General features: G+C 50.1%; 15 protein-coding genes. 7 read left to right on the plus strand and 8 right to left on the minus strand.

What is annotated here, in order from left to right:
• Nucleotides 1-3: 3 nt before the first annotated feature.
• From aroE to HQ393_RS01825, 7 genes are all read left to right on the plus strand, one after another.
• Nucleotides 4-846, plus strand: a complete 843-nt coding sequence (gene aroE, locus HQ393_RS01795; protein ID WP_179357163.1) for a shikimate dehydrogenase — start codon at nt 4-6, stop codon at nt 844-846.
• Between the two features lie 69 nt (nt 847-915).
• Nucleotides 916-1,617 carry a monofunctional biosynthetic peptidoglycan transglycosylase gene (gene mtgA / locus HQ393_RS01800; protein WP_179357164.1) on the plus strand — a complete coding sequence of 234 codons (702 nt, stop codon included), beginning with the start codon at nt 916-918 and terminating at the stop codon, nt 1,615-1,617.
• 85 nt (nt 1,618-1,702) lie between these two features.
• Nucleotides 1,703-4,231: a CHASE2 domain-containing serine/threonine-protein kinase gene (locus HQ393_RS01805; RefSeq protein ID WP_179357165.1), complete on the plus strand. Its 2,529-nt coding sequence runs from the start codon at nt 1,703-1,705 to the stop codon at nt 4,229-4,231.
• Nucleotides 4,206-5,042, plus strand: a complete 837-nt coding sequence (locus HQ393_RS01810; protein WP_218871261.1) for a Stp1/IreP family PP2C-type Ser/Thr phosphatase — start codon at nt 4,206-4,208, stop codon at nt 5,040-5,042. Before HQ393_RS01805 ends, HQ393_RS01810 begins: the two co-directional genes overlap by 26 nt.
• A 20-nt stretch (nt 5,043-5,062) precedes the next feature.
• Entirely contained in the window at nt 5,063-5,728 is a 666-nt protein-coding gene (locus HQ393_RS01815) for an FHA domain-containing protein (protein WP_179357166.1), read from the plus strand.
• A gap of 3 nt (nt 5,729-5,731) precedes the next feature.
• A complete protein-coding gene (locus tag HQ393_RS01820) occupies nt 5,732-6,502 on the plus strand; it encodes an MBL fold metallo-hydrolase (RefSeq protein WP_179357167.1) in 771 nt (256 codons plus the stop codon).
• A 167-nt stretch (nt 6,503-6,669) separates the two neighbouring features.
• Nucleotides 6,670-8,253: an HD domain-containing phosphohydrolase gene (locus tag HQ393_RS01825; RefSeq protein ID WP_179357168.1), complete on the plus strand. Its 1,584-nt coding sequence runs from the start codon at nt 6,670-6,672 to the stop codon at nt 8,251-8,253.
• A gap of 51 nt (nt 8,254-8,304) precedes the next feature.
• Here HQ393_RS01825 and HQ393_RS01830 read toward each other — a convergent pair whose 3' ends face one another.
• The 8 genes from HQ393_RS01830 to HQ393_RS01865 form a co-directional block, all read right to left on the minus strand.
• Nucleotides 8,305-9,927, minus strand: a complete 1,623-nt coding sequence (locus tag HQ393_RS01830) for a cyclic-di-GMP receptor FimW-related protein (RefSeq protein ID WP_179357169.1) — start codon at nt 9,925-9,927, stop codon at nt 8,305-8,307.
• Nucleotides 9,924-10,340, minus strand: coding sequence for an HIT family protein (locus HQ393_RS01835; RefSeq protein ID WP_179357170.1), 417 nt, complete (start codon nt 10,338-10,340; stop codon nt 9,924-9,926). Before HQ393_RS01835 ends, HQ393_RS01830 begins: the two co-directional genes overlap by 4 nt.
• A 120-nt stretch (nt 10,341-10,460) precedes the next feature.
• The gene (locus tag HQ393_RS01840; RefSeq protein WP_179357171.1) at nt 10,461-14,336 is read right to left on the minus strand and encodes a DUF3683 domain-containing protein; all 3,876 of its coding nucleotides are present in this window, start codon (nt 14,334-14,336) and stop codon (nt 10,461-10,463) included.
• Nucleotides 14,337-14,457: 121 nt separating this feature from the next.
• Nucleotides 14,458-16,050 carry a tetratricopeptide repeat-containing diguanylate cyclase gene (locus HQ393_RS01845; protein ID WP_179357172.1) on the minus strand — a complete coding sequence of 531 codons (1,593 nt, stop codon included), beginning with the start codon at nt 16,048-16,050 and terminating at the stop codon, nt 14,458-14,460.
• A gap of 27 nt (nt 16,051-16,077) precedes the next feature.
• Nucleotides 16,078-17,091 carry a tetratricopeptide repeat protein gene (locus tag HQ393_RS01850; protein ID WP_179357173.1) on the minus strand — a complete coding sequence of 338 codons (1,014 nt, stop codon included), beginning with the start codon at nt 17,089-17,091 and terminating at the stop codon, nt 16,078-16,080.
• 67 nt (nt 17,092-17,158) lie between these two features.
• A complete protein-coding gene (locus HQ393_RS01855) occupies nt 17,159-18,313 on the minus strand; it encodes an iron-containing alcohol dehydrogenase (protein WP_179357174.1) in 1,155 nt (384 codons plus the stop codon).
• A 92-nt stretch (nt 18,314-18,405) separates the two neighbouring features.
• On the minus strand, nt 18,406-19,425 hold the full coding sequence (locus tag HQ393_RS01860) for a tetratricopeptide repeat protein (RefSeq protein ID WP_179357175.1): 1,020 nt from the start codon (nt 19,423-19,425) through the stop codon (nt 18,406-18,408).
• Between the two features lie 177 nt (nt 19,426-19,602).
• Nucleotides 19,603-21,255: a chitinase gene (locus HQ393_RS01865; protein ID WP_218871267.1), complete on the minus strand. Its 1,653-nt coding sequence runs from the start codon at nt 21,253-21,255 to the stop codon at nt 19,603-19,605.
• Nucleotides 21,256-21,390 lie beyond the last annotated feature (135 nt).

Below are 21,390 nucleotides of genomic sequence, written 5' to 3' on the forward strand. Positions count from 1 at the left end.
CCTATGAATGTGACCCAGCCGACCTACGTTGTTATTGGCAACCCGATTGCCCATTCTAAATCACCGCAGATTCATGCCCAATTTGCCGCGCAGTTTGCTGGCCATCCGGCCGTAGCGACGTTCAGCTATGCGCGTTTGCTCGCGCCATTGGATGGTTTTGCCGCGAGTGTGAATGAGTTTGCTGCGGAGGGTGGGCGCGGCGCGAATGTGACGGTGCCGTTTAAGGAAGACGCATTTCGCTTTGCCGCGGCGCGGACTGAGCGTGCCGAGGCCGCCGGCGCAGTCAATACTTTGCAGCAGTTGCCAGATGGCAGTTGGTTGGGCGACAACACCGATGGGGCAGGTTTGGTCGCCGATGTGTTGCGGCATGTCGATATACGAGGGCGGCGTATCTTGCTGCTGGGCGCTGGCGGTGCTGCTCGTGGTGTGATACTCCCTTTATTGGCTGAAAGCCCTGCTTGTTTGACGCTGGCAAATCGTACCCTCGGTAAGGCGCAATTATTACTTGAGCACTTTCAGGCCAATACCGATATTCCATTGCAAGTGAGTGAATATCACGCCATTGCTGGTCAATACGACCTCATTATTAATGCGACTTCCGCTAGCCTTGGTGGTGAGCGCCTGCCTATTGCTAATGCGGTTTTTGCCCCTAATGCGCTGGCCTACGACATGATGTATGGCAAAGATGAAACGCCGTTTCTGGCGCAGGCGCGCGAAGCGGGTGTGGCGCAGCGGGTGGATGGCTTGGGTATGTTAGTGGGGCAGGCGGCGGAAGCTTTTCATCTCTGGACAGGCTTGCGACCAGATTTTGAGCCGGTATTGCAATGGATGAGATCTCAGCTTTGATTGGGGTATTTCCCCAAAATCCAATTATTAATTGATATTCAGTGATATACCCCCTAGGTTTTGAAGTATATGAAGAAAGTTGGTGTAAAGGGCTGGATTGGTCGTGGCCTTTTGTTGTTATTGGCCCTGTTTCTGGTGTGGAATGTGTGGATGCTGCTGCACATCACGGCCTGGCGCTGGATTAACCCAAGTAGTACCGCATTTATGGCGGTACAGCTTGAGCGTTTGCAAGAAACGAATCCTGATGCGCAGCTTGAATTTGAATGGGTGGATTACGAAAAAATCTCCCCCAATTTAAAGCGAGCCTTGGTGGCCTCTGAGGATGCCAAATTCCTGGAGCACGAAGGTTTCGATTGGGAAGGTATGCAAACGGCGTGGGAGAAAAACATCAAAAAAGGGCGCATTGTCGCCGGGGGCTCGACCATCAGCCAGCAATTGGCAAAAAACCTATTTTTATCGAGTAGTCGCAATCCGCTGCGCAAAGTCGAAGAAGCGATTCTGACGGTGATGATCGAGGCCGTGTGGGATAAGCGGCGCATCTTTGAAGTGTATTTAAACGTGATTGAATGGGGCGATGGGGTGTTTGGCGCCCAAGCCGCGGCGCAACATTACTACAAAACTTCGGCCGCCAAGCTCAGTAGCTCGCAAGCCGCAAAGCTTGCTTCAATGGTCACCAATCCGCGCTATTTTGATAAAAATCGCAGCGACCGACGTTTATTGCGCAAAACGGCGATTATTCAGCGCCGTATGGGCTATGCCGATATTCCGTAAGTGTGAAGTGGCCGATATTCATTCTGGCTGAAAGTTTATGCTATCTACGTTTTGAACGATAATAAGCAAAACCAAGGGGGCGAGGATGAAGCATAAGAGCTGGCGTAGCGATTGGGCGATTGGTGCAATCGTTGTGGTGCTTTTTAGTTTGCTCTGGCAAGCCACGCCACTGATCCGCAACCTGGAAAGCAAAGCCTATGATTGGGCGATGAGCGCAATTACCCGCGATCCGTCGCCACGAATTGCTGTCATTGGGATTGATCAAACCAGCTTGGATAATATCGGTCGCTGGCCTTGGTCGCGCGACGTCCATGCCAAACTGATTGATCAGCTCAAAGCCGGCGGTGCCGCGCAAATTATTTCGATGATTTTCTTTACTGAGGCCGAGCGTGATCGAGGGCTGGATTATCTCGAACGACTCCAGCAACAGGTGCTCGATAATCCTGCGGCTTACCCGGAAGGCTTTGCGCAAAGCCTGCAGCAAACCCTTGATGCATTACAAGTCGATCAGCAATTGGCACGCAGCATCGCCAAGGCAGGCAATGTGCTGCTGCCGATGATGTATTCGTTTGGCGCTCAGGCGGGTAGCCCAACGACGAATTTGCCTGAATTTGTATTGAAGACTGAAATTGATGCCACAGGTGATGTGGGGCAGGGTAAACCGCGTTCGGTCATCAATCCCGTTTCGCCCATCGCGCCCATCGGTGGGGCGGCCAAAGCCGTAGCACCCTTGAGCTTTGATCTGGATGCCGATGGCGTGTTGCGCGCAGTGCCCTTGGCTTTGCTCTATTACGACGCTATTTTTCCGAGCTTTTTCACTCAAGCCTGCGCGCAGGCGCTGAATGTGCCGCAATCGCAGATTAAGCTCGATTTTGGCCGTGGACTTGAAATAGGTGCCCTGCACATTCCTACTTCCCGAGAGGGGCAAGTACTTCCGCATTTTTATGCCAGTCAACAAGGTCAATCGGCATTTAGCGTTGATGCCTTTTATGATGTTTTGGCTGGGAAAATTCCAGCCACCAAATATCGCGACAAGATTGTGCTGGTCGGTGTGACGGCGGCGGGTTTGGGCGATACGGTCAATACACCAGTTGAAGCAAGCATCAGCCCCGTGCAGATGACGGCACAAGTGATTTCGGCACTGCTGGAACAGCATCTGTATCGCTCACCAATGTGGGCGCCGTGGTTTGGTGTGGCCTTGGTATTGTTGGTGGCCGCGTATCTGATTTTGATTCTGCCCCGATTACGAGCAAGAGCGGGTGCAATGAGCACCACATTGATTTTGGCAGTTTTGCTCGTGATTCATTATGCGCTAATGCGCTGGGTGATGTTGTGGTTGCCATTGATGGCTCCAGCTTGTTTATTGGTTTTGGGGCATTTGGCGCTGACGACCAAACGTTTTTTGCTGACCGAAGCCAAAGAAGAAAAATCCAGCGCCGAATCGGCCGAGTCAAATCGTATGCTGGGCTTGGCGCTGCAAAACCAAGGGCAATTGGATATGGCCTTTGACAAGCTGCGTCGTGTACCGCTGGACGAAGGCATGATGGAGGTGATGTATAACCTGGCACTCGACTTTGAACGCAAGCGTCAATTCAATAAAGCCGAGTCAGTGTATCGCTTGATGTATGCCCATGATGCCAAATATCGCGATTTAGCTGAGAAAATGAAATCCGCCAAACAAATATCCGAAACCGTATTGCTAGGTGGAGGTCAGAGCGGCGGCACGCTGATATTGGATGGTGGTGAGGTGGCCAAGCCGATGCTTGGGCGCTATCAATTAGAAAAAGAACTCGGTAAAGGGGCAATGGGCGTGGTTTATTTGGGGAAGGACCCGAAGATTTCGCGCGATGTTGCAATCAAAACCATGTCTCTGTCGCAAGAGTTTGATGAAGATCTGATCGACCAAGCGCGCGAGCGCTTCTTTCGGGAAGCTGAGACTGCAGGTCGGCTAAATCATCCCAATATTGTGACGATTTTTGATGCAGGTGAAGAGCATGATTTGGCCTATATTGCGATGGAGTTTTTGGCCGGCGAAGATTTAACACCGTATACCAAAGCGGGGCATTTATTGCCGATGTTAGAGGCGATTACGATTGTGCGGCAAATTGCCCAGGCGCTTGATTATGCACATCAGGCCGGCGTGGTGCACCGTGATATTAAACCGGCTAATGTGATGTACGATCGAAAAACGAAAACGATGAAAGTCACTGATTTTGGGATCGCACGGATTACCGATTCGTCGAAAACTAAAACAGGGATGGTTTTAGGTACGCCCTCGTTTATGTCGCCCGAGCAATTAGCTGGCAAGCATATTGATGGCCGCTCCGATTTATTTTCTTTGGGCGTGATGCTGTATCAAATGCTAACGGGATATTTGCCGTTTGTGGGTAATTCGATGGCTGAATTAATGTATCGAATTACGCAACAACCGCCGACAGATCCACGGAACTACAATCCAAAAATCCCAAGTGTTCTAATTAAGATTATGATGAAAGCCTTGGAAAAAAATGTTGATGAGCGCTTTCAATCTGGGGCAAAAATGGCCGCTGTATTAATGAAACTGGAAGAAGCAATTAAAGGAGCGGCGCATGCGAAGTCTGTCGGCCGCACTTGAAATATCAGGCCGTACCGATACCGGCCTAGTACGTGATCACAATGAAGATGCGATTAGCTTTGAGCCCGATCTTGGTTTAGTTATTTTGGCCGATGGTATGGGCGGTTATAACGCCGGCGAAGTCGCTAGTGGTATCGCAACACAAGTTGTCGCGGAAGTGATGCGGGCACAAATGATGGCCACGCCACCGCATGTGAAAACGGCTGGAAGCTTATGGCCGGTGGCGCATGAAATGTTGCTCTTGGCCATCGATCGGGCTAATGCGCTGATATACACTACTGCGCAAGAACATAGCCAATGTGCCGGGATGGGTACAACGCTTGTAACAGGCGTGTTTTATAACGATCACATCGCCATTGCTCATGTCGGCGATTCGCGGGCTTATCGGCTGCGTGGTGATGATTTCGAACAACTCACTCGAGATCATTCTTTCTTGCAAGAGCAGGTTGATGCCGGTTTATTGACGCCTGAAGAAGCAAGACATGCTCCCTATAAAAATTTGGTGACGCGCGCGGTAGGGATAGGCCCGGTGGTGCACACTGAGCTGCATGAATATGAAGTGCAGGCGGGTGATGTGTATCTCTTTTGCTCGGATGGTTTAAGCGATATGCTGCCGGATGAGTCATTGGCGCAGTTAATCAAATTGTTCAAAGACAATTTACCACAGGCCTGTAACGTCTTGATTGAACAAGCAAATGCAGAAGGTGGTCGCGATAATATTTCAGTCGTACTTGTAAGAGTGAATCGTGATTTTCCAGTGGAAAGTGGAATTTGGAACAAATTTACAGGCTGGTTTGGTACTAGCTCGTAAATGAAATGGAATCGTCGGTAATGGCAAAATTATTTCTAAGCCTAGATGGCAACCCAATTAAAGAATTTAGGCTCACGCGCCCGCGCACGACGATTGGTCGTCGTCCGCAAAATGATATTCAAATTGATAATTTAGCGGTATCAGGCCTGCATACTGCGATCGAAGTCGTGGGGCCGCTGTATTTTGCCGAAGATTTGCAAAGCACCAATGGTACTTTGCTCAATGGCGAAAAGCTAACTCGCCACCCTTTGAAAAGCGGTGATGAACTCACCATTGGCAAATATAAACTGACCTTTTGGCGTGAGCCTGCAGTTGCTGCCAAACAAGCTGATTTTGAAAAAACCGTGGTGCTCAATGCGCCAGTCGCGCCAGCTAAGGACGACATTGCTCCCGCAGCCCCAGTATCTAGCCCGCCGCGCAATGAACTTACCCCAGTTATCCGTGTTTTAACGGGGGCGAATGCTGGCCGTGAGTTGGTGCTAACCAAAAACACCACCTCACTGGGTAAAGCGGGTTCGCAAGTTGCACTGATTAGCAAGAAGGGCAATCAGTTTTATATTTCGCATGCGGAAGGTCGACAACGCCCTTTGGTGAATTCACGCGCGATCACTGAACAGCCGCAATTATTAGCCGAAGAAGACCTCATAGAAATCATGGGTGTTAGGATGGCTTTTTTCTTTAGGTAAATAATGACCTGTCAATTACGCGTGTTGGGCTGTAGCGGCGGGATTGGAGGCGATAATCGCACAACCGCGTTTTTACTCAATCAGAATATCTTAATCGATGCTGGCACTGGCGTTGCTGATCTGCAGCTGCATGAATTGCGAGCTATCGACCATGTCTTTCTGACGCATGCGCACTTGGATCATATTGCCTGTCTGCCATTGTTGCTCGATGCCGTTGTGGGGGCTCGTACTGCGCCAGTTTATGTTCATGCCACTGAGCAAACCATACAATTATTACGCAGCCATATTTTTAATTGGCTGATCTGGCCTGATTTCACTGTGATTCCTAGTGCCGAGCGACCTAGCCTTATTTTTGTACCGCATGAACTAGGGCAGGTCGAGCAAATGGGTGAGCTCTCGGTGACACCACTGCCAGCGATTCATACCGTACCCGCCGTGAGTTTTCTATTGTCTTCTAAAGCGTCATCAGTGGTATTTAGCGGCGATACCATCGGGGGGACGGATTTTTGGCAGGTCGTAAATCAAGTCGCAAGCCTAAAAGCCCTGATCATTGAAACTGCTTTTGCCGATAAAGAGCACGCGATTGCCGATGCCGCCAAGCATTTGTGTCCCAGCACTTTGGCCAAAGAACTCAAAGAATGGCAGGGCACGGCCGAAGTACTGATTACCCATCTCAAGCCCGGCGAAAGTGAAGTGACGATACGAGAAGTATTGGAGCTTGATCACATCCACCCCATCCGCCGTTTATTGCAAGGCGAAATCATCGAGTTTTAAGTTGGCGAGCCCAATTTATGATGGTCTACTTTGCCACCGACTATACTGATTACTCCTTGTCGCACGATGCCACTCTGATTTGATTGCTGCTGTTTGTAGGGGGCAATCAAGTCCTGTTGGGCAAGGGCGAGAGTGTTGTTACTTTATTATCCAGTGTGGGTATGGCAATGACTGAATTCGAGTTGCATCAGCGCCTCAATAAACTCAATGCAATTGGCGCAGCCCTATCTGCCGAAACTCAAATTGAGCGCTTGATTGAAAGTATTTTAATCGCGGCGATTGATCTAGTTCGCGCCGATGCCGGCACGCTGTATTTGGTCAAAGACGATGCGGTTCACTTCGAGATCATTCTCAATCCTCGTCTCGGGGTCGCGCAAGGAGGGACGAGTGGCTCTTTAGTCACCTTGCCGCCTGTGCCGTTGACTCTATGTAATGGGCAGCCCAATTTGAGCAATGTGGTGGCCTGTGCCGTTAATCAACGCTGCACCATTAATTTAGCCGACGCCTATTGCAGTCCTGAATATGATTTTTCGGGTACCCGTGAATTTGATCGTAATACGGGCTACCGCTCCAAAACGTTCTTATCTGTACCCATGTTTGATCATGAAGGTCAAATTATTGGGGTATTGCAATTGATCAATGCCTTGAATGAGCACTATGAAATCGAGTCATTTTCACAAAATGATCAGCATTTGGTTGAGTCATTAGCTTCGCAAGCCGCAATTGCGTTAAGTAATCGACGTTTGGTGTTGTCATTGCAGGAGTTGTTTGAAGCTTTTATCAATCTGATCAACTTGGCCATTGACGATAAATCACCCTATACCGGTGGTCACTGTCAGCGAGTGCCTGAGTTGACGATGATGCTGGCTGAGGCCGTCAATCGCTGCTCTGTAGGGGAAATGGCGGATTTTCATTTGACCGAGCATGATCGTTACGAATTAAAAATCGCAGGTTTGCTGCACGACTGCGGCAAAATTACCACGCCAGTGCATGTGGTGGATAAAGCCACCAAGTTACAGACTATCTTTGATCGGATTGGATTAATTGATACTCGTTTTGAGATCTTGTTGCGCGACCTTGAAATTGCTCAACTCAAAGGGCATTTGAATGATCTCGAATATGCCGCCCAGCGTCAGCAATTAATCGAAGAGCGGGAGTTTATTCGCGCGATTAATGCTGGGGCGGAAATGATGCCCGATGAGGCGTTGGCGCGTTTAGAGCAGATCGCCAAGCGCAGCTGGCTTGATAGCTATGGGCATGAGCAGACTTTTTTGACGGATGATGAGCAAGAAAATCTAGCGATTCGCAAAGGCACTTTGACGGCAGCAGAACGTAATATCATCAACCACCATATTGATGTCACGATTCAAATGCTGGAAGAATTGCCATGGCCTAGCCACCTGAAAAATGTGCCTGAATACGCCGGTGGGCATCATGAACGCATGGATGGGAAAGGGTATCCAAAAGGCTTGCGGCGTGAGCAGATGAGTGTACAAGCGCGAATTATGGGAATCGCCGATGTATTTGAGGCCCTTACTGCGCGCGATCGACCCTATAAAGATGGCATGAAATTATCGAAGGCGCTCGGTATTCTGACTCGGATGGCTTGCGAGCAGCACATAGATCAGGCGCTGTTAAAGATTTTTTTACGGGATGGCGTTTGGCTGCAATATGCTCAGCGTTTTCTCACTAGTCAGCAGTGCGATGAGGTCGATCTAGAGCAGCTCTTGCTACAATTAGAAGACTGTTAGTTGGGGTATGTTAGTCTAATCCTTTTATTTAATGGATTTCGAGTATATACCCTAGCTTAGGCCGCCTGAGCCAACAAAATGCACTCGCTCATAATCGACGCCGCGCTCTAATAGAGTGACTAAACGAATACGGTTTAATTGCTGCCCATCCCAATATTCCAGCAAACGACCTTGACGGAACCAGCCGGGTGGCAAGAGCAACGACGCGGGAGACTTCAGCGCTGGCGTGGCACCTAGCAGTATGGCATCTGTAAAATCGCCTTGGCCAAAACGAGCCGCATCCTGAGCACGCACGCTGGCGGCTTGTGGCGCTCCGGGTATTAATTGAATCCCAAGTTCCCTTTCTTGTTCACAGTCTGATATCCATCTGATTTTGCCAACCAACATGGTTTTCCCATCGGCGATGAGTAAGAGCTGCGACAAATGAACGCGTTGCTGGGTCAAATTGCGGTGCAGGCACATGCCCTGCGCCGTCTCGTTGCTGACCGCCCATTGCTGCGTTTCAATTTCAAGTGGCGCAACTGCTGTAGTCCGAGTACTGGTCTGGCCGAACATGCGAATTTGCATTAATTCGGCGCTACTCATTTGTTGCTCTGATTGCGGGGGCGGTGAAAAACGATCTTTAGCCAACCAGCGATGCAAATTACTTAAACCGAGCCCAACTTCAAGATAACGCTCGCCCGGACGGCGGGGTTGGCTGCGCTCGGTTGGGTGATCACACCAAGCTTTATACAGCTCGCGCAGCATTTCCTCGACGGCAACCGGGCCTAAATCATTGCCTAGGCCTAATTTTTCCGGCATTTCGCCCATACGCAATAATTTGATGCGTTTGCTTAAAACTTGTGCCAACGTTTGCGTTTCGATTTCCAATTCGCTGGCGGAGCGCTCAGCTTTGCGCCTTTCTGGTGCCGCAGGTGCCAGCATATCGATGCATAGTGGTGCGCGATTATGCAGGCCTTCCGCTTGCACAGTCAATCCGCTGCGAGTTGCAAGCAGCTCAAGGCGATTACTTAGCCAGATTTGCTGTTTAAATGAATATTGATGCGGATTTGCCGCGTCAAACAGTAGGGCATGTACAAACATAGATTCAGGCGTGCTGATACCACTAATTTGAATCATGCTGTCACGCGCTTTTAATTTTTCAATATGCTGCGCTTTGGCCAACTCGTAATATGAAAAAATCTGTCGCCACTGTTTATCACTGGGTTTGCGGTAGATGTGAGCATAATTGGCCAAGGTCCGCACGGAGTAATACAAGGTGCGTTCGGCCAGTAAGGGTAAAAACTCGGCAACGCCATCTTGGCCTTTGCACGCCGCGTGCCAGATGCGGGCATAGCTGGTTTCAAGCGCGCGCCAGAGCAGATTGATGGCATCCCAGATTCTTTGCTCAGCATCGTTGAGTGGCAATGCTTTGCCGATCAATTTGCTCAGCATCCCTTCTTGCAAGGTATGCGCAGACTCACGAAATTGTTCAACAATTTTTAAGGCATTGAGTGCCTCAATATTGCTTTGATTGAGCAGCGCCAATGCTTGAGTGATTTCACCATGTGCCACTGGCACATTAATCATGGGGAGCAGCTTGAGCCAGTCACGGGCGCTGCGCGCCTCCTGAAACGGTGGCTCGGCCTGTCCGCCCAAGGCGGGTAATGCACGCTGAATTAATAATTCAATCATGGCTTTAGCTGCTCAAGTTGCGCACGTAGTTGGGCAAGCTGCTCTTGGCTAATGCCATGAGGTGTTTTCATTGGATCAGCCTGGGCCCAAATCGGCGCTGGAAAGTGCGGGTCATCATGCCAGCGCGGGATAATATGCCAATGCACGTGGGGCACCATATTTCCTAGGCTAGCTAAATTGATCTTAGTGGGATTTAGCGCCGCGCGCTGCACAGATTCGACTGCCCAGACGATATTCATTAATTCTAGTCGTTCAGCAGCATTCAAATCGGTCATTTCAGCTTGGTGTCGATTTAAAATAACCCTGCAAAATCCTGGGTACTGTGCGTCGTTGACCATGATGACGCGTGCGAGCTTGTTTTGCCACACAATATCTTCGCCACTGGTATGGCATAGGGCGCATTCATGGTTCATGGGACAGGCTCTGACACAGTTATTTAATTAATCGATTATATACAGCTGGCTTGAAAATAAAATAGGGGGTCTATCACACTAGACCCCCTATTTATTTCATTATGATGAATGCTGCAAAAATTACAGTAAAACGCGCTCAATACCACCATTGCTAGCGTTGTTGACGTACTCCGGCATCCAGTTTGGGCCAAGTACTGTTTTTGCAATTTCAATCACGATGTAATCGGCCGTGGTCGATGAGTCATCATCGTAGCGGCTCAAACCCTGCATACACGATGGACAAGAAGTCAGGATTTTGACTTGGGCTTTGGGATCACCCGCATCGGCGCGTAGTTTTGCTGCGCCTTTTTCCATTTCTTCTTGTTTACGGAAGCGAACCTGGGTCGAAATATCCGGCCGTGCAACAGCAAACGTACCTGACTCGCCGCAGCAACGATCATTCAGATCAACACGTTGCCCCATCAATTGATTCGCAACTTCGATGCCTTTGTACGTCTTCATCGGCGTATGGCATGGCTCATGATACATATACTGGGTACCGCTCACACCTTCAAGCTTGACGCCTTTTTCAAGCAGATACTCGTGAATATCGAGCAGGCGGCAGCCCGGGAAGATTTCCTCAAAACGGTATTTGAGGAGCTGATCCATACACGTGCCACACGATACTACGACAGTTTTAATGTCGAGATAATTGAGCGTATTGGCCAGACGATGGAAGAGCACGCGATTTTCCATCGTGATCTTATCGCCTTTGTCTTGCTGGCCGCTGGACGTTTGTGGGTAGCCACAGCACAGATAGCCCGGTGGTAATACAGTTGTAGTGCCAACGTGCCAGAGCATCGCTTGTGTTGCCAAACCCACTTGGCTAAACAGGCGCTCGGAGCCGCAGCCTGGGAAGTAGAACACCGCTTCGCTTTCTTCATTCAGGCGTTTTGGATCGCGAATCACTGGTACGATATTGCTGTCTTCAACGTCGAGCAAGGCGCGTGCGGTTTTCTTTGGCAAGCCACCAGGCATAGGTTTATTGATGAAGTGAATCACCTGCGCCTTGATCGGCGCTGTGCCGAGGGTCGAAGGCGGCTGTTTGGTGACACCTTTCAATAAGCCGAAGCGTTTTGCCAGTGAATGTCCTAAACGTTGGGCTTTATAACCCCAGCCTATCATCATCGCGCGCATCAATTTGATGGTCGCAGGGTCTTTTAAGGTTAGGAAAGTCATGCCTAGCGCAGAGCCCGGGTTAAATTTCTTTTTGCCCTCTTTGCGTAAGAAATTACGCATTGCCACTGAAACATCGCCAAAGTCGATCTTCACTGGACACGGATTGACGCAGCGGTGACACACGGTACAGTGATCGGCCACATCGCCCAATTCCTCGAAGTGCTTAAGCGAAATGCCGCGACGAGTTTGCTCTTCATACAGGAATGCTTCAGTAAGCAAGCCAGTCGCCAGAATTTTATTGCGCGGTGAATACAGTAGGTTCGCACGCGGTACATGCGTCGTGCAGACCGGTTTACATTTACCGCAACGCAAGCAGTCCTTCACCATATTGCTGATATTGCCGATGTCCGATTGCTCCAGAATCAGCGATTCCGTACCCAGCAAAGAGAATGATGGCGTGTAGGCATCGGTCAAATCGGCGCCGGGCAATAGCTTGCCTTTATTGAAGTGGCCGTTTGGATCGACTTTTTGCTTGTACGCTTCAAATGGCGCGAGCTCTTCACGTGTCAAAAACTCGTACTTGGTAATCCCAATCCCGTGTTCGCCCGAAATCACACCATTCAAATCACGCGCCACTTGCATAATGCGCGCCACGGCATGATGCGCACGTTGCAGCATGTCGTAATCGTCGGAGTTAACGGGCAAGTTGGTGTGCACGTTGCCATCACCTGCGTGCATATGCAGCGCTACCCAAGTGCGGCCTTTTAATACTTTTTGATGCAGGGCGTGAATGGCATCCAGAATTGGCTTGTCGGTGCGGCCACTAAAGAGCGCTTCTAGATCCGTGAGCAATTCGCGTTTGTATGAAATGCGTAGCACGAAATCGCGCAAGGCGTGGAACACGCTTTGTGGCAACTCATTGGCATCAACGGTTTTTTCCAAAGGCATGCCCGGAAAGGCAGTTTGATAGAGTTCAAACGCATCATCCAGATTGCTATTGATCCACGACCAATGTTTGCGAGCTTGCTCGATAAAGGCCAGTGCGGATTCGCGACGATCACCGATCAGTACATCATGGCTCACGGGTGCATCGCTGGTATCGAAGGGCAGGCGGCCTTGGGCAAAGAACTCGGTTAATCCATCGAGTAATTCAAGTTTGTTGTGAATCGATAATTCAATATTGATGCGCTCAATCGCATCCGAATAATCGCCCAAACGTGGCAACGGGATGACGACGTCTTCATTAATCTTGAAGGCATTTGTATGTTTGGCAATCGCCGCCGTGCGGGCACGATCGAGCCAGAATTTCTTGCGTTGCTCAGGTAGAACAGCCACAAAGCCTTCGCCGCCGCGCGCATTGGCCAACTGCACAACATAGCTGCTGGCTTCGCCAAGCGCTTTTTCATCATCCGATACAATATCGGCGATCAGCACCATTTTCGGGCGACCTTTCGATTTGGCTTTCGTGGCATAGCCAACCGCGCGCACATAGCGCCAATCCAAATGCTCCAAACCGGCCAGTTGCACATTGGGGTGCGCATCGAGGTAGTCTTTGATCTCTACAATCGAAGGTACTGCACGGCTCACTTCGCCAAAGAACTCCAGGCACACGGTGCGAATATGATCGGGCATACGATGCAAAACGAAGCGGGCGCTGGTGATCAAACCATCAGTACCCTCCTTCTGTATACCCGGCAAACCCGCGAGGAACTTATCTGTTACGTCTTTACCCAGACCTTCTTTACGGAATTGCTTGCCTGGAATGACTAGAGTTTCTTCGCCGAGTTTAGTTTTGCCATCGGGCTTAAATTTATTGATGCGGAAAGTCGCTTGAGCCGCATCGTGGATCTTGCCGAGGTTGTGATCCATGCGCTCGATAAACAGCCAGTTGCCGTCTGGATCGACCATTTTCCAGCTCACCAGATTGTCGAGCGCAGTGCCCCACAATACGGCTTTTTTACCGCCGGCATTCATCGCCACATTACCGCCAATACAGGACGCATCAGCCGAGGTTGGATCGACCGCAAAGACCAGCCCAGCGTCTTCGGCTGCTTCCATCACGCGGCGTGTGACCACACCTGCGCCACATTGGATCGTTGATATTTCGTGATCCACTCCGGGAATGCGCATTTTCTCGACGCCATTGTGCAGGTCGAGTTTTTCAGTATTGATGACGGCGCTCAGTGGCGTTAATGGCACTGCGCCACCGGTATAACCCGTACCGCCGCCACGCGGGATAATTGTTAAACCCAATTCGATACAGGCCGCAACCAGCGGGGCCATTTCTGCTTCGTTATCGGGGCAGAGTACGACGAATGGGTATTCAACGCGCCAGTCGGTGGCGTCGGTGACGTGAGAAACGCGGGCTAAACCATCAAATTGGATATTGTCACGACGGGTTAATGAACCCATCTTTTTGAGCACTTTTTTGCGCAGAATGGCAATGTCGCGAAATTCACGCTCAAACTCATCAACGGCTTGGCGAGTGCGTGCCAACAGGATATTGACGCGCTCGTTTTCTTGGCGGCGTTTTTCGATTTCCGACAGACGATGATGCATCGCCTCGACCAATAATTTCAGGCGTTTGCTATTTTCTAACAAATCATCCTGTACATAAGGGTTGCGCTTTACGACCCAAATATCACCCAACACTTCGAACAGCATGCGAGCCGAGCGGCCTGTTTTGCGCTCTTGTCTTAATTCGTCCAATACGCGCCAGCCATCATGGCCCAGTAAGCGAATGACGATTTCTCGATCCGAAAATGAGGTGTAGTTGTAGGGAATCTCACGCAGGCGTTCGTGCGTGGTAGCGAGGGTCGCGGCGGTCTGGTCGGCCATGAATGGGCATCTCCGGCGGGAAATACGGCTAAAGAACGAATTTTAACGGAAAATGCGAGTCTAGAACTCGCATTTTTAATAGGGATTTAGCTTGAGTGCTGAGTTTTTGCGTTTTTTCAGTTTACATCGGGGGTGCAGCGGCACAAATCACTCGATTTCGACCGGCCTGTTTTGCTTGATAGAGATGACGGTCAGCACGTTGTACCAATGGTGTTAGTTGTGTGTCATTTTGATAGTGAGTCACACCAACACTAATGGTCATCTGCAAGCCATGCTCTATTTTTTCCCATGGCCATTGCTCAACCATACTGCGCAGTCGTTCTGCGACATCTTGAGCGGAAACCCCGTTTCGCGAGGGCAGTAAAATTAAAAACTCTTCCCCTCCCCAGCGGCAGACCAAGTCATCCTGACGACAACCCGATTTTAATAGGGCTGCAACTTGACGAAGTACATAGTCCCCGACTAAATGCCCCCAGCGATCGTTGACTGCTTTGAAAAAATCAATGTCGATCATTAATAATGCGAGCGGTTGACGATGCTCTGGGTTGGATCTGAGCATATTGCTACTGCGCGCTTCAAGTCCGCGCCGGTTTAACAGCCCCGTTAGCGGGTCTTGAGATGCGATGTGTTCACTGTGTTGCCGAGCCTCGCGCTCCAAGGAATTTTGCTCGCGCAGGGTTTTATTTTCATTGCGTGTTCTTTCTGCCTCTAATTTAGCCTCCATAATGTGGAGGCGTTGTGGGGAGGCTTGCCGCAAAATCAAATAGTGGTGCTCATAACCTTGCTGGTGAAATTTAAGCGCGTTTTCAAAATCGCCTTTTTGCTCCAGTGCTTTTGATAAGCCCAATTCAACTAAATACACCAAATGCGCTGCATTCATTGTTTGTGCAATGTTCAGGCTTGTGCGGAACAATTGTATCGCTGTGTCGATTTGGGCTTCTTCCAGCGCCAGCAGCCCCAAATTGTATAAATTATGCGCCTCACCCCAATTATTCTGGTGTCGTTGATTGAGCCCTCTGGCTCGCTCTAAGTAGGAGTGGGCCAAGGGGAAATCGCGCTCGGCCAGAGCTACACGGCCTAAGGTTCCCATTGCTGCGGCTTGATATTCGAGGTTTTTAGCCTGCTGGGCGTAAACCAGTGCTTGTTTGAGTGTTTTCTTGGCATTGTCAATTTGCTGCAATTCAAATTGATCGACGCCAATATTGATTTCGATGGCGGCCAAAATGGCGGGGTCTTGGCATTGGTAAGCGTAATCGCGCGCTTTAGTATGATGATTGAGTGCATGATAAAAATCATCGTGTGCAAAATAGAGTTGCCCCAGACCAATTTGACCCAGAATGTAGGTGTCTTGGGCATCAATTTCGAGTGCCGCATCAAGGCACTGAAACCAGGCATCTAGCGCATTATCATAGTCGCCCGTGGTATAGCAGGCGCGGGCTATTTCTTGTAGACAGTCGGGAATGAGCGTTTTGAATTGATGCAGGTTGGCCATGTAGAGGGCATGCCGCATCAAAGGGAGGCCTTCTTCGGTATTGCCTTGCAGGCTGATAATACTGCCTTGCAAGAAGATCGATTCGGTAAAGCCCAGATCGTAGCCTAGCTCGATCGCATGGACCGCCGCTTGTTGGGCGCAAGCCAAAGCTTCGCTAGCATGTTCTCGCAATAATGTTCTGGCGCGTAAATTTAGATTGCTAATGTCTTGTACTGTGCTCATGCTGGGCTTTATGATTTTTCGGGCGTGTTATAACAACTCTAGCCGTAATTCCATTGTTTCAAGGTCATTGTCTAGGGTGTTTTCGAGCAATTGCTTGCGCAAGGTGTGGTGCAAAGCGAGATGGCTTTCGGCCATTTCTGGCTCATTTTGGTGCTGATAAACTTCGGAGAGGGCTTGATGAATATGGTATTGCATATGAATGGCGCCCAAACTGCAGGCTTTATTCAATGCTTCTAGCAGTTGCTCCCGCGCCAGTTCAATATGATGGCTCGCCAAATAAACCTTACCCAAAGTAACCAAGCAACTGGCTTCGCCCCATTGATTAATGTGCATGCGATTGATTTTGAGTGCCACCATCAAGCTCATGCGCGCTTTTTCATATTCGCCATTTAAGAGTTGGATTTGGCCAATCAATGCATATATTTCGGCTTCATTGCGGTAATTATTATCGGCTTTCACTAAGGGGAGCGCGCCTTTGAGCACAACATGCGCTTCGGCCAATTTATCGCAGCTAATTAGATCGACCCCGATATTGATCAAAATCGCGGCTTGTAGATGGTAGTCATCCGAGCTGGCTGCAAGCTCTTCGGCACGGCGATGATGGGCAAGGGCGCTTTCAAAGTGATCATGTGCATAAAATAATTGCCCAAGCCCGATGTGCGCTTTGATGCGTGTCTCTAGGATAATGGCGCAATCGGGCAAAGTCAGGCAGCGCTGCCAGTGATCATTCGCCTTGCCATATTCACCCATCGTGTAATAAGTGCGGGCCAGTATTTGGAGGTACTCGCCTTCTTGTTGCCCGATCGTATTGTTTTCGGTGAGCGCACTGATTTCCTGCAGGTAGGAAAGGACTTCTTTGTAATGGCCAAAATCGTAGACGCAGCTCGCGACCAGGCAGAGTGCATTGGCCTCTAGTTCGGCCAGACTCAGTGATTGAGCATGTTTGCGCACTTCGAGGGCAATGGCTAATGCCTCAGCACTTTGTGAGTTGATTAGCTTGTTGGCGCGAGCCAGTCGGCGGTGGAGTTCAGCCTCATTCATTGTGGCAGCGTCGATCAATGCATAAAGTGCAAGAATACCACCGCGATTGTCATTTCACCGCAATGTGTTATGCCGCTGTGATCAAAATGGCACGGCAATCTTCTGGCGTTAAATCGAGGTTTTCGCCCAGTTTCAGCCGATTGTGACGGATCAATTGCGTGGCGACGCCATCGGCTGCTGCTTGTGGGTCAATGTCGTACAAACTCAAGCTAGTAGCTAAGCCCATTTGCCTGAAAAAGGCCTCAGTCGCCTCGATCGCGGCATAGGCTACATCTTGATCGTTTCCTTCTAAGCCCCAGACCCGGCGCCCGTATTGGGTCAGTTTGGCGGCTTTGCTGGCAAAGCGGTAGCGCCACAGTGCAGGCAGCACTATCGCCAGTGTGCGTGCATGATCCAGACCAAACAACATGGTGAGCTCATGCCCCATGGCATGGCTTGCCCAATCCTGTGGCTGACCAAGCCCCACCATGCCGTATAAAGCCTGATTGGCCGCCCACATTAAATTGGCGCGAGCGGCATAGTTTTCCGGTTCCGCCAGTGTGATCGGCCCAATTTCAATCAAGGTTTGCAAAATGCCTTCGGCTAATCGATCCTGTACACGCGCTTCATTGGGGTAAGTGAGGTATTGCTCGATCGTGTGGACAAAGGCATCGACGACACCATTCCCCACTTGACGCGCTGGCAGCGAATAGGTCAGGGTCGGGTCCAGAATGGCCAGTTTTGGAAACACCAGCGGGTTCTTAAATGACAGCTTGTCTTGGGTTTCGCGACGCGAAATGACCGACGCAAAATTGCTTTCTGAGCCTGTCGCTGGCAGGGTTAAAACGGCGGCCAGTGGCAGGGCAGACTTAAGCGGGACTCGATTGCCGATAATGAGCCAGCAATCGCCTTGGTGTGGTACTGCCGCCGCGACAAATTTAGCGCCATCAATCACCGAGCCGCCGCCCACTGCAACGATGTAGTCGAGTTGTTCGCTGCGCGCAAATTCAACCGCTTGCATCAGTGTTTCATATTCAGGATTGGGCTCAATGCCGGAAAATTCGCGCCAATGGTGCTGGCTGAGCGCGGCGCTAATTTGCGCGTAGGCGCCGTTGCGTTTAATGCTGCCACCACCATACAGCAGCAAGACTCTGGCTTGAGCTGGAATCAAGCTGGCTAGTTTAGCAATCTGGCCAGCGCCAAATTCGATTTGACATGGATTGTGAAAACTAAATGCATGCATAGCGGAACCTGCGAGCAAGTGGGCGAAATAGGTATTCTAGATGATGGGGTATGTGCTTGAGCTTTATTTCTGACTTAGCTTTGATGTAAATACTAGGGGAATGTATTTTCGAGCTGAGTTTCGAGTTGTTGCAGACGCTCAAATATTTCGGCTGAACCGAGTCGATTGAAATGTTCCTGATACAGTCGGTGATGTTTTTCAGCCATCAGGTGGTCATTAATCTGATCGTAGGCGCGAGCCAATACCGCGTGTACCACATGAATTTTGCTGGCGCACTCATATTTATGGGCTAATTCGAGCGCCGCTTCGAAGCTCTCTACCGCCGCATGATATTGCTGCTCAGCTTGTTGAATTTTGCCGGTTACAATTTTCCAGCTAATTTCACCCCAAGCCCAGTAGCGCACCATGCTGTGCCCCCGCTCTAATAATTGGGTGACTTCCTCGATGCGATCTTGCTCGAGCAAAATCAGCGTGCGATAACTTAATGCCTCGCCTAAATATTCAAAATGTGCGATTTCTTTGGCTAATGTTTCAGCTTCGGTGATGTAGGCGAGGGCTTGCTCATGCTGACCCAATTCACACAAGTCAGCGACCAAATTGATGAGCAGGCGCACATACAGCTCAGTGGGTATTTCATCGTTCACCCATTTCAGCGCGCTTAAATGATGGCGCAGTGCATCGCTGTGCATATGAAAGGCAAAATACAATTGACCCAGTGCAATATACGTATTGATGCGCGTTGCGGCAGAAAACCCTTTGTTTTCAAGGTTTAGGCAATCGCTCCAATAATCAATCGCGGTGGCAAAGTCCCCAGTCGTGTAATGCGCGATACCAATGTAATACAGCAATTGTCCGCGTTCGGCTTCTAAGTTTTCCGTCTCGGCGATCACTAGGATGCGATGCATAATTTCCAGCGCTTCATGGTAGCGGCCATAAGCGGTGATCATTTCGACCTGATGGTAGATCACTAAGACCTGAAACGCGGGGTCTAGGTCGGGCGTGATTAAATCCACGGCTTCATTGGCAAGCTGAAGTGATTTAATCGGGTCGACATAAATCAATTGCTTGCTTTGATCATAAAGCGCACGGATTTGAGACTGGTTTGAGCTCATAGGGGCAACTAATCGGGGATATGCAAAGATAACGCTTTCTGGATATTGCTTCAATGGATATTTCTACAAACTGACGAGCAGTTGTATGCGATCCAAGTGCGGCGCAAAAAAACACCCCAGCTGCGCTGGGGTGTTGATTGCTTTGGAATCCAAAATTAGGGATTCAAAATAGGCCGCTTATGGCAACGCTTTGAGTGACGCTGCTGCTGGTTTAGAGAAATTGTAGCCGTCTTTCTTATCCCAGTTAATCGACCAAGTCATCACTCCGCGATAATCAGGGTAGGCTTGTTTTGGTTTCACCATGCCGCAACCAACGAGCTTGGTCAGGCAAGTGAGGGTGTCGTTGACGACTTGACTGGTCACAAAGCCAGTATTGGCTGAGCTACGGCCGCTTGGTACGCCAAATGCAACTTGATCTGGGCGCAGGCCTTTGAATTCCCAACCCGTGCCGCCGACAGTTTTGAAGCCCTCGATCAGCATCAGCGAGCCGCCCACCAAACCATCAACAGTGCCTTCATTCAGTGCGCCGTTGGAGTAAGGCGTCCACAAGCCGCCATTGTTGTAGTACTGAACGTGGATGATGTTCAGATCATCACGCAGCCCATCAATAATGGGCAGGTAAGCGCCCCAAATGCCCGAGTAGGCGACATAGCCACCTTGAACATAGGGATGCTCAGGTGCCATCGACAGGTAGAAGCTTGGGCCCACTTTGGCTTTAAGCTGTTTCACCGCATCGATCAAATTATTGATGATGGGTGAGCCCAGATTGACGCCCGCGCCACTCTCCAGATCCAGATCGATACCGTCAAAGCCATATTTGGTAATGATGGCGTACAAGCTGTTGACAAAGTTGGCGACGTTTTCTTTGGTCGAAAGCGTCATGCGACCTTCTTGACCACCCAGCGACAAGACGACTTTTTTGCCCTGTGCACGTTTGGCCGCAACGTCAGCAATAAATTCAGCTTCTGTGCCTGCATTTTTGTCGAGGTTAAATGCAACTGCACCATTGCCTGCGTCATCTGCAAACGAAATCATGATGACATCCCATTCCGGCGCAACATCGCGGATGCGATAGGTGTCGCCTGATGGATTGGTGAAGTTATGCCAGTAACCGATCAGCGCGTGTTTTGGCAGACCGTTTGGATTTGGGGTTGGTGTTGGGCCTGCTGGGGTAACGACAGGCGTCACAACAGGAGTCACAACAGGCGTTACAACAGGCGTTACAACAGGCGTGCGAATTGGCGCGCAAGTTGTTTGCACTGTTGCCATGCCTGGTGCTGAAGTTGGGCAGATAAATGGTGCTGTTGGCGTTGGGCTTGGAGAGATGCTCGGTGTTGGTGTGATAATTGGTGTCGGTGTTATGGTCGGAATTAATTTCCAAACATCGCTCGCACCCGGTACTTCGCCTTGAGTCCACCATTTGGCTTCGTAAGTCGCACCATTGTAGGTCACGCGTTGACCACCGGTGTACACCGCTGCTTTATCCCAAGTGCCGCTGCCCGCTACTGGGGTAACGATAGGTTTGGCTGTTGGCGTCACAATCGGAGCGACCGTTGGAGCCGTCGTTGCAGCTGCGGTTGGGCTTGGGGTCGTGTTGCTTGTACCGGTTTCTTTCCACAGCGTTGGCGTTGATGCTGGATTCCAGCCTGCGCCAACGTAAGCGGTGTGAGTAACGAGTGCGGTATAGGTTTTACCGTTGTAATCAACGCTCACACCTGCGGTGTAGCTATTGCCTTCTTGCCATGTTGCAGCTTGTACGCCCGCAGCCATTAAGAGGCCGACTAATAGCGCAGCAAAATGCGTACGGCGTGATGATTGACGCTGTTTCATTTTTTCGCTCCATCCTTTGTTTATATTTGCGGCGGCAGTTTAGACCGCCGCATCGCCCTGATTTTGTATTCAGGTCACTCGGAATAGTAATAGATGGCCCTAATGCTGACAATGAATGCCAAGTGCCTGTGTGAC

Source organism: Chitinibacter bivalviorum (genome assembly GCF_013403565.1).
Taxonomy (GTDB): domain Bacteria; phylum Pseudomonadota; class Gammaproteobacteria; order Burkholderiales; family Chitinibacteraceae; genus Chitinibacter; species Chitinibacter bivalviorum.

Bases quoted from the DNA above. Each gene is read 5' to 3' on its own strand.
- HQ393_RS01835 (WP_179357170.1), bottom strand. From the start codon at position 10,340: ATGAACCATGAATGCGCCCTATGCCATACCAGTGGCGAAGATATTGTG.
- HQ393_RS01815 (WP_179357166.1), top strand. From the start codon at position 5,063: ATGGCAAAATTATTTCTAAGCCTAGATGGCAACCCAATTAAAGAATTT.
- HQ393_RS01860 (WP_179357175.1), bottom strand. From the start codon at position 19,425: ATGAGCTCAAACCAGTCTCAAATCCGTGCGCTTTATGATCAAAGCAAG.
- HQ393_RS01810 (WP_218871261.1), top strand. From the start codon at position 4,206: ATGCGAAGTCTGTCGGCCGCACTTGAAATATCAGGCCGTACCGATACC.
- HQ393_RS01805 (WP_179357165.1), top strand. From the start codon at position 1,703: ATGAAGCATAAGAGCTGGCGTAGCGATTGGGCGATTGGTGCAATCGTT.
- HQ393_RS01865 (WP_218871267.1), bottom strand. From the start codon at position 21,255: ATGAAACAGCGTCAATCATCACGCCGTACGCATTTTGCTGCGCTATTA.
- HQ393_RS01820 (WP_179357167.1), top strand. From the start codon at position 5,732: ATGACCTGTCAATTACGCGTGTTGGGCTGTAGCGGCGGGATTGGAGGC.
- HQ393_RS01840 (WP_179357171.1), bottom strand. From the start codon at position 14,336: ATGGCCGACCAGACCGCCGCGACCCTCGCTACCACGCACGAACGCCTG.
- aroE (WP_179357163.1), top strand. From the start codon at position 4: ATGAATGTGACCCAGCCGACCTACGTTGTTATTGGCAACCCGATTGCC.
- HQ393_RS01845 (WP_179357172.1), bottom strand. From the start codon at position 16,050: ATGAGCACAGTACAAGACATTAGCAATCTAAATTTACGCGCCAGAACA.
- HQ393_RS01825 (WP_179357168.1), top strand. From the start codon at position 6,670: ATGACTGAATTCGAGTTGCATCAGCGCCTCAATAAACTCAATGCAATT.
- HQ393_RS01830 (WP_179357169.1), bottom strand. From the start codon at position 9,927: ATGATTGAATTATTAATTCAGCGTGCATTACCCGCCTTGGGCGGACAG.
- HQ393_RS01855 (WP_179357174.1), bottom strand. From the start codon at position 18,313: ATGCATGCATTTAGTTTTCACAATCCATGTCAAATCGAATTTGGCGCT.
- mtgA (WP_179357164.1), top strand. From the start codon at position 916: ATGAAGAAAGTTGGTGTAAAGGGCTGGATTGGTCGTGGCCTTTTGTTG.
- HQ393_RS01850 (WP_179357173.1), bottom strand. From the start codon at position 17,091: ATGAATGAGGCTGAACTCCACCGCCGACTGGCTCGCGCCAACAAGCTA.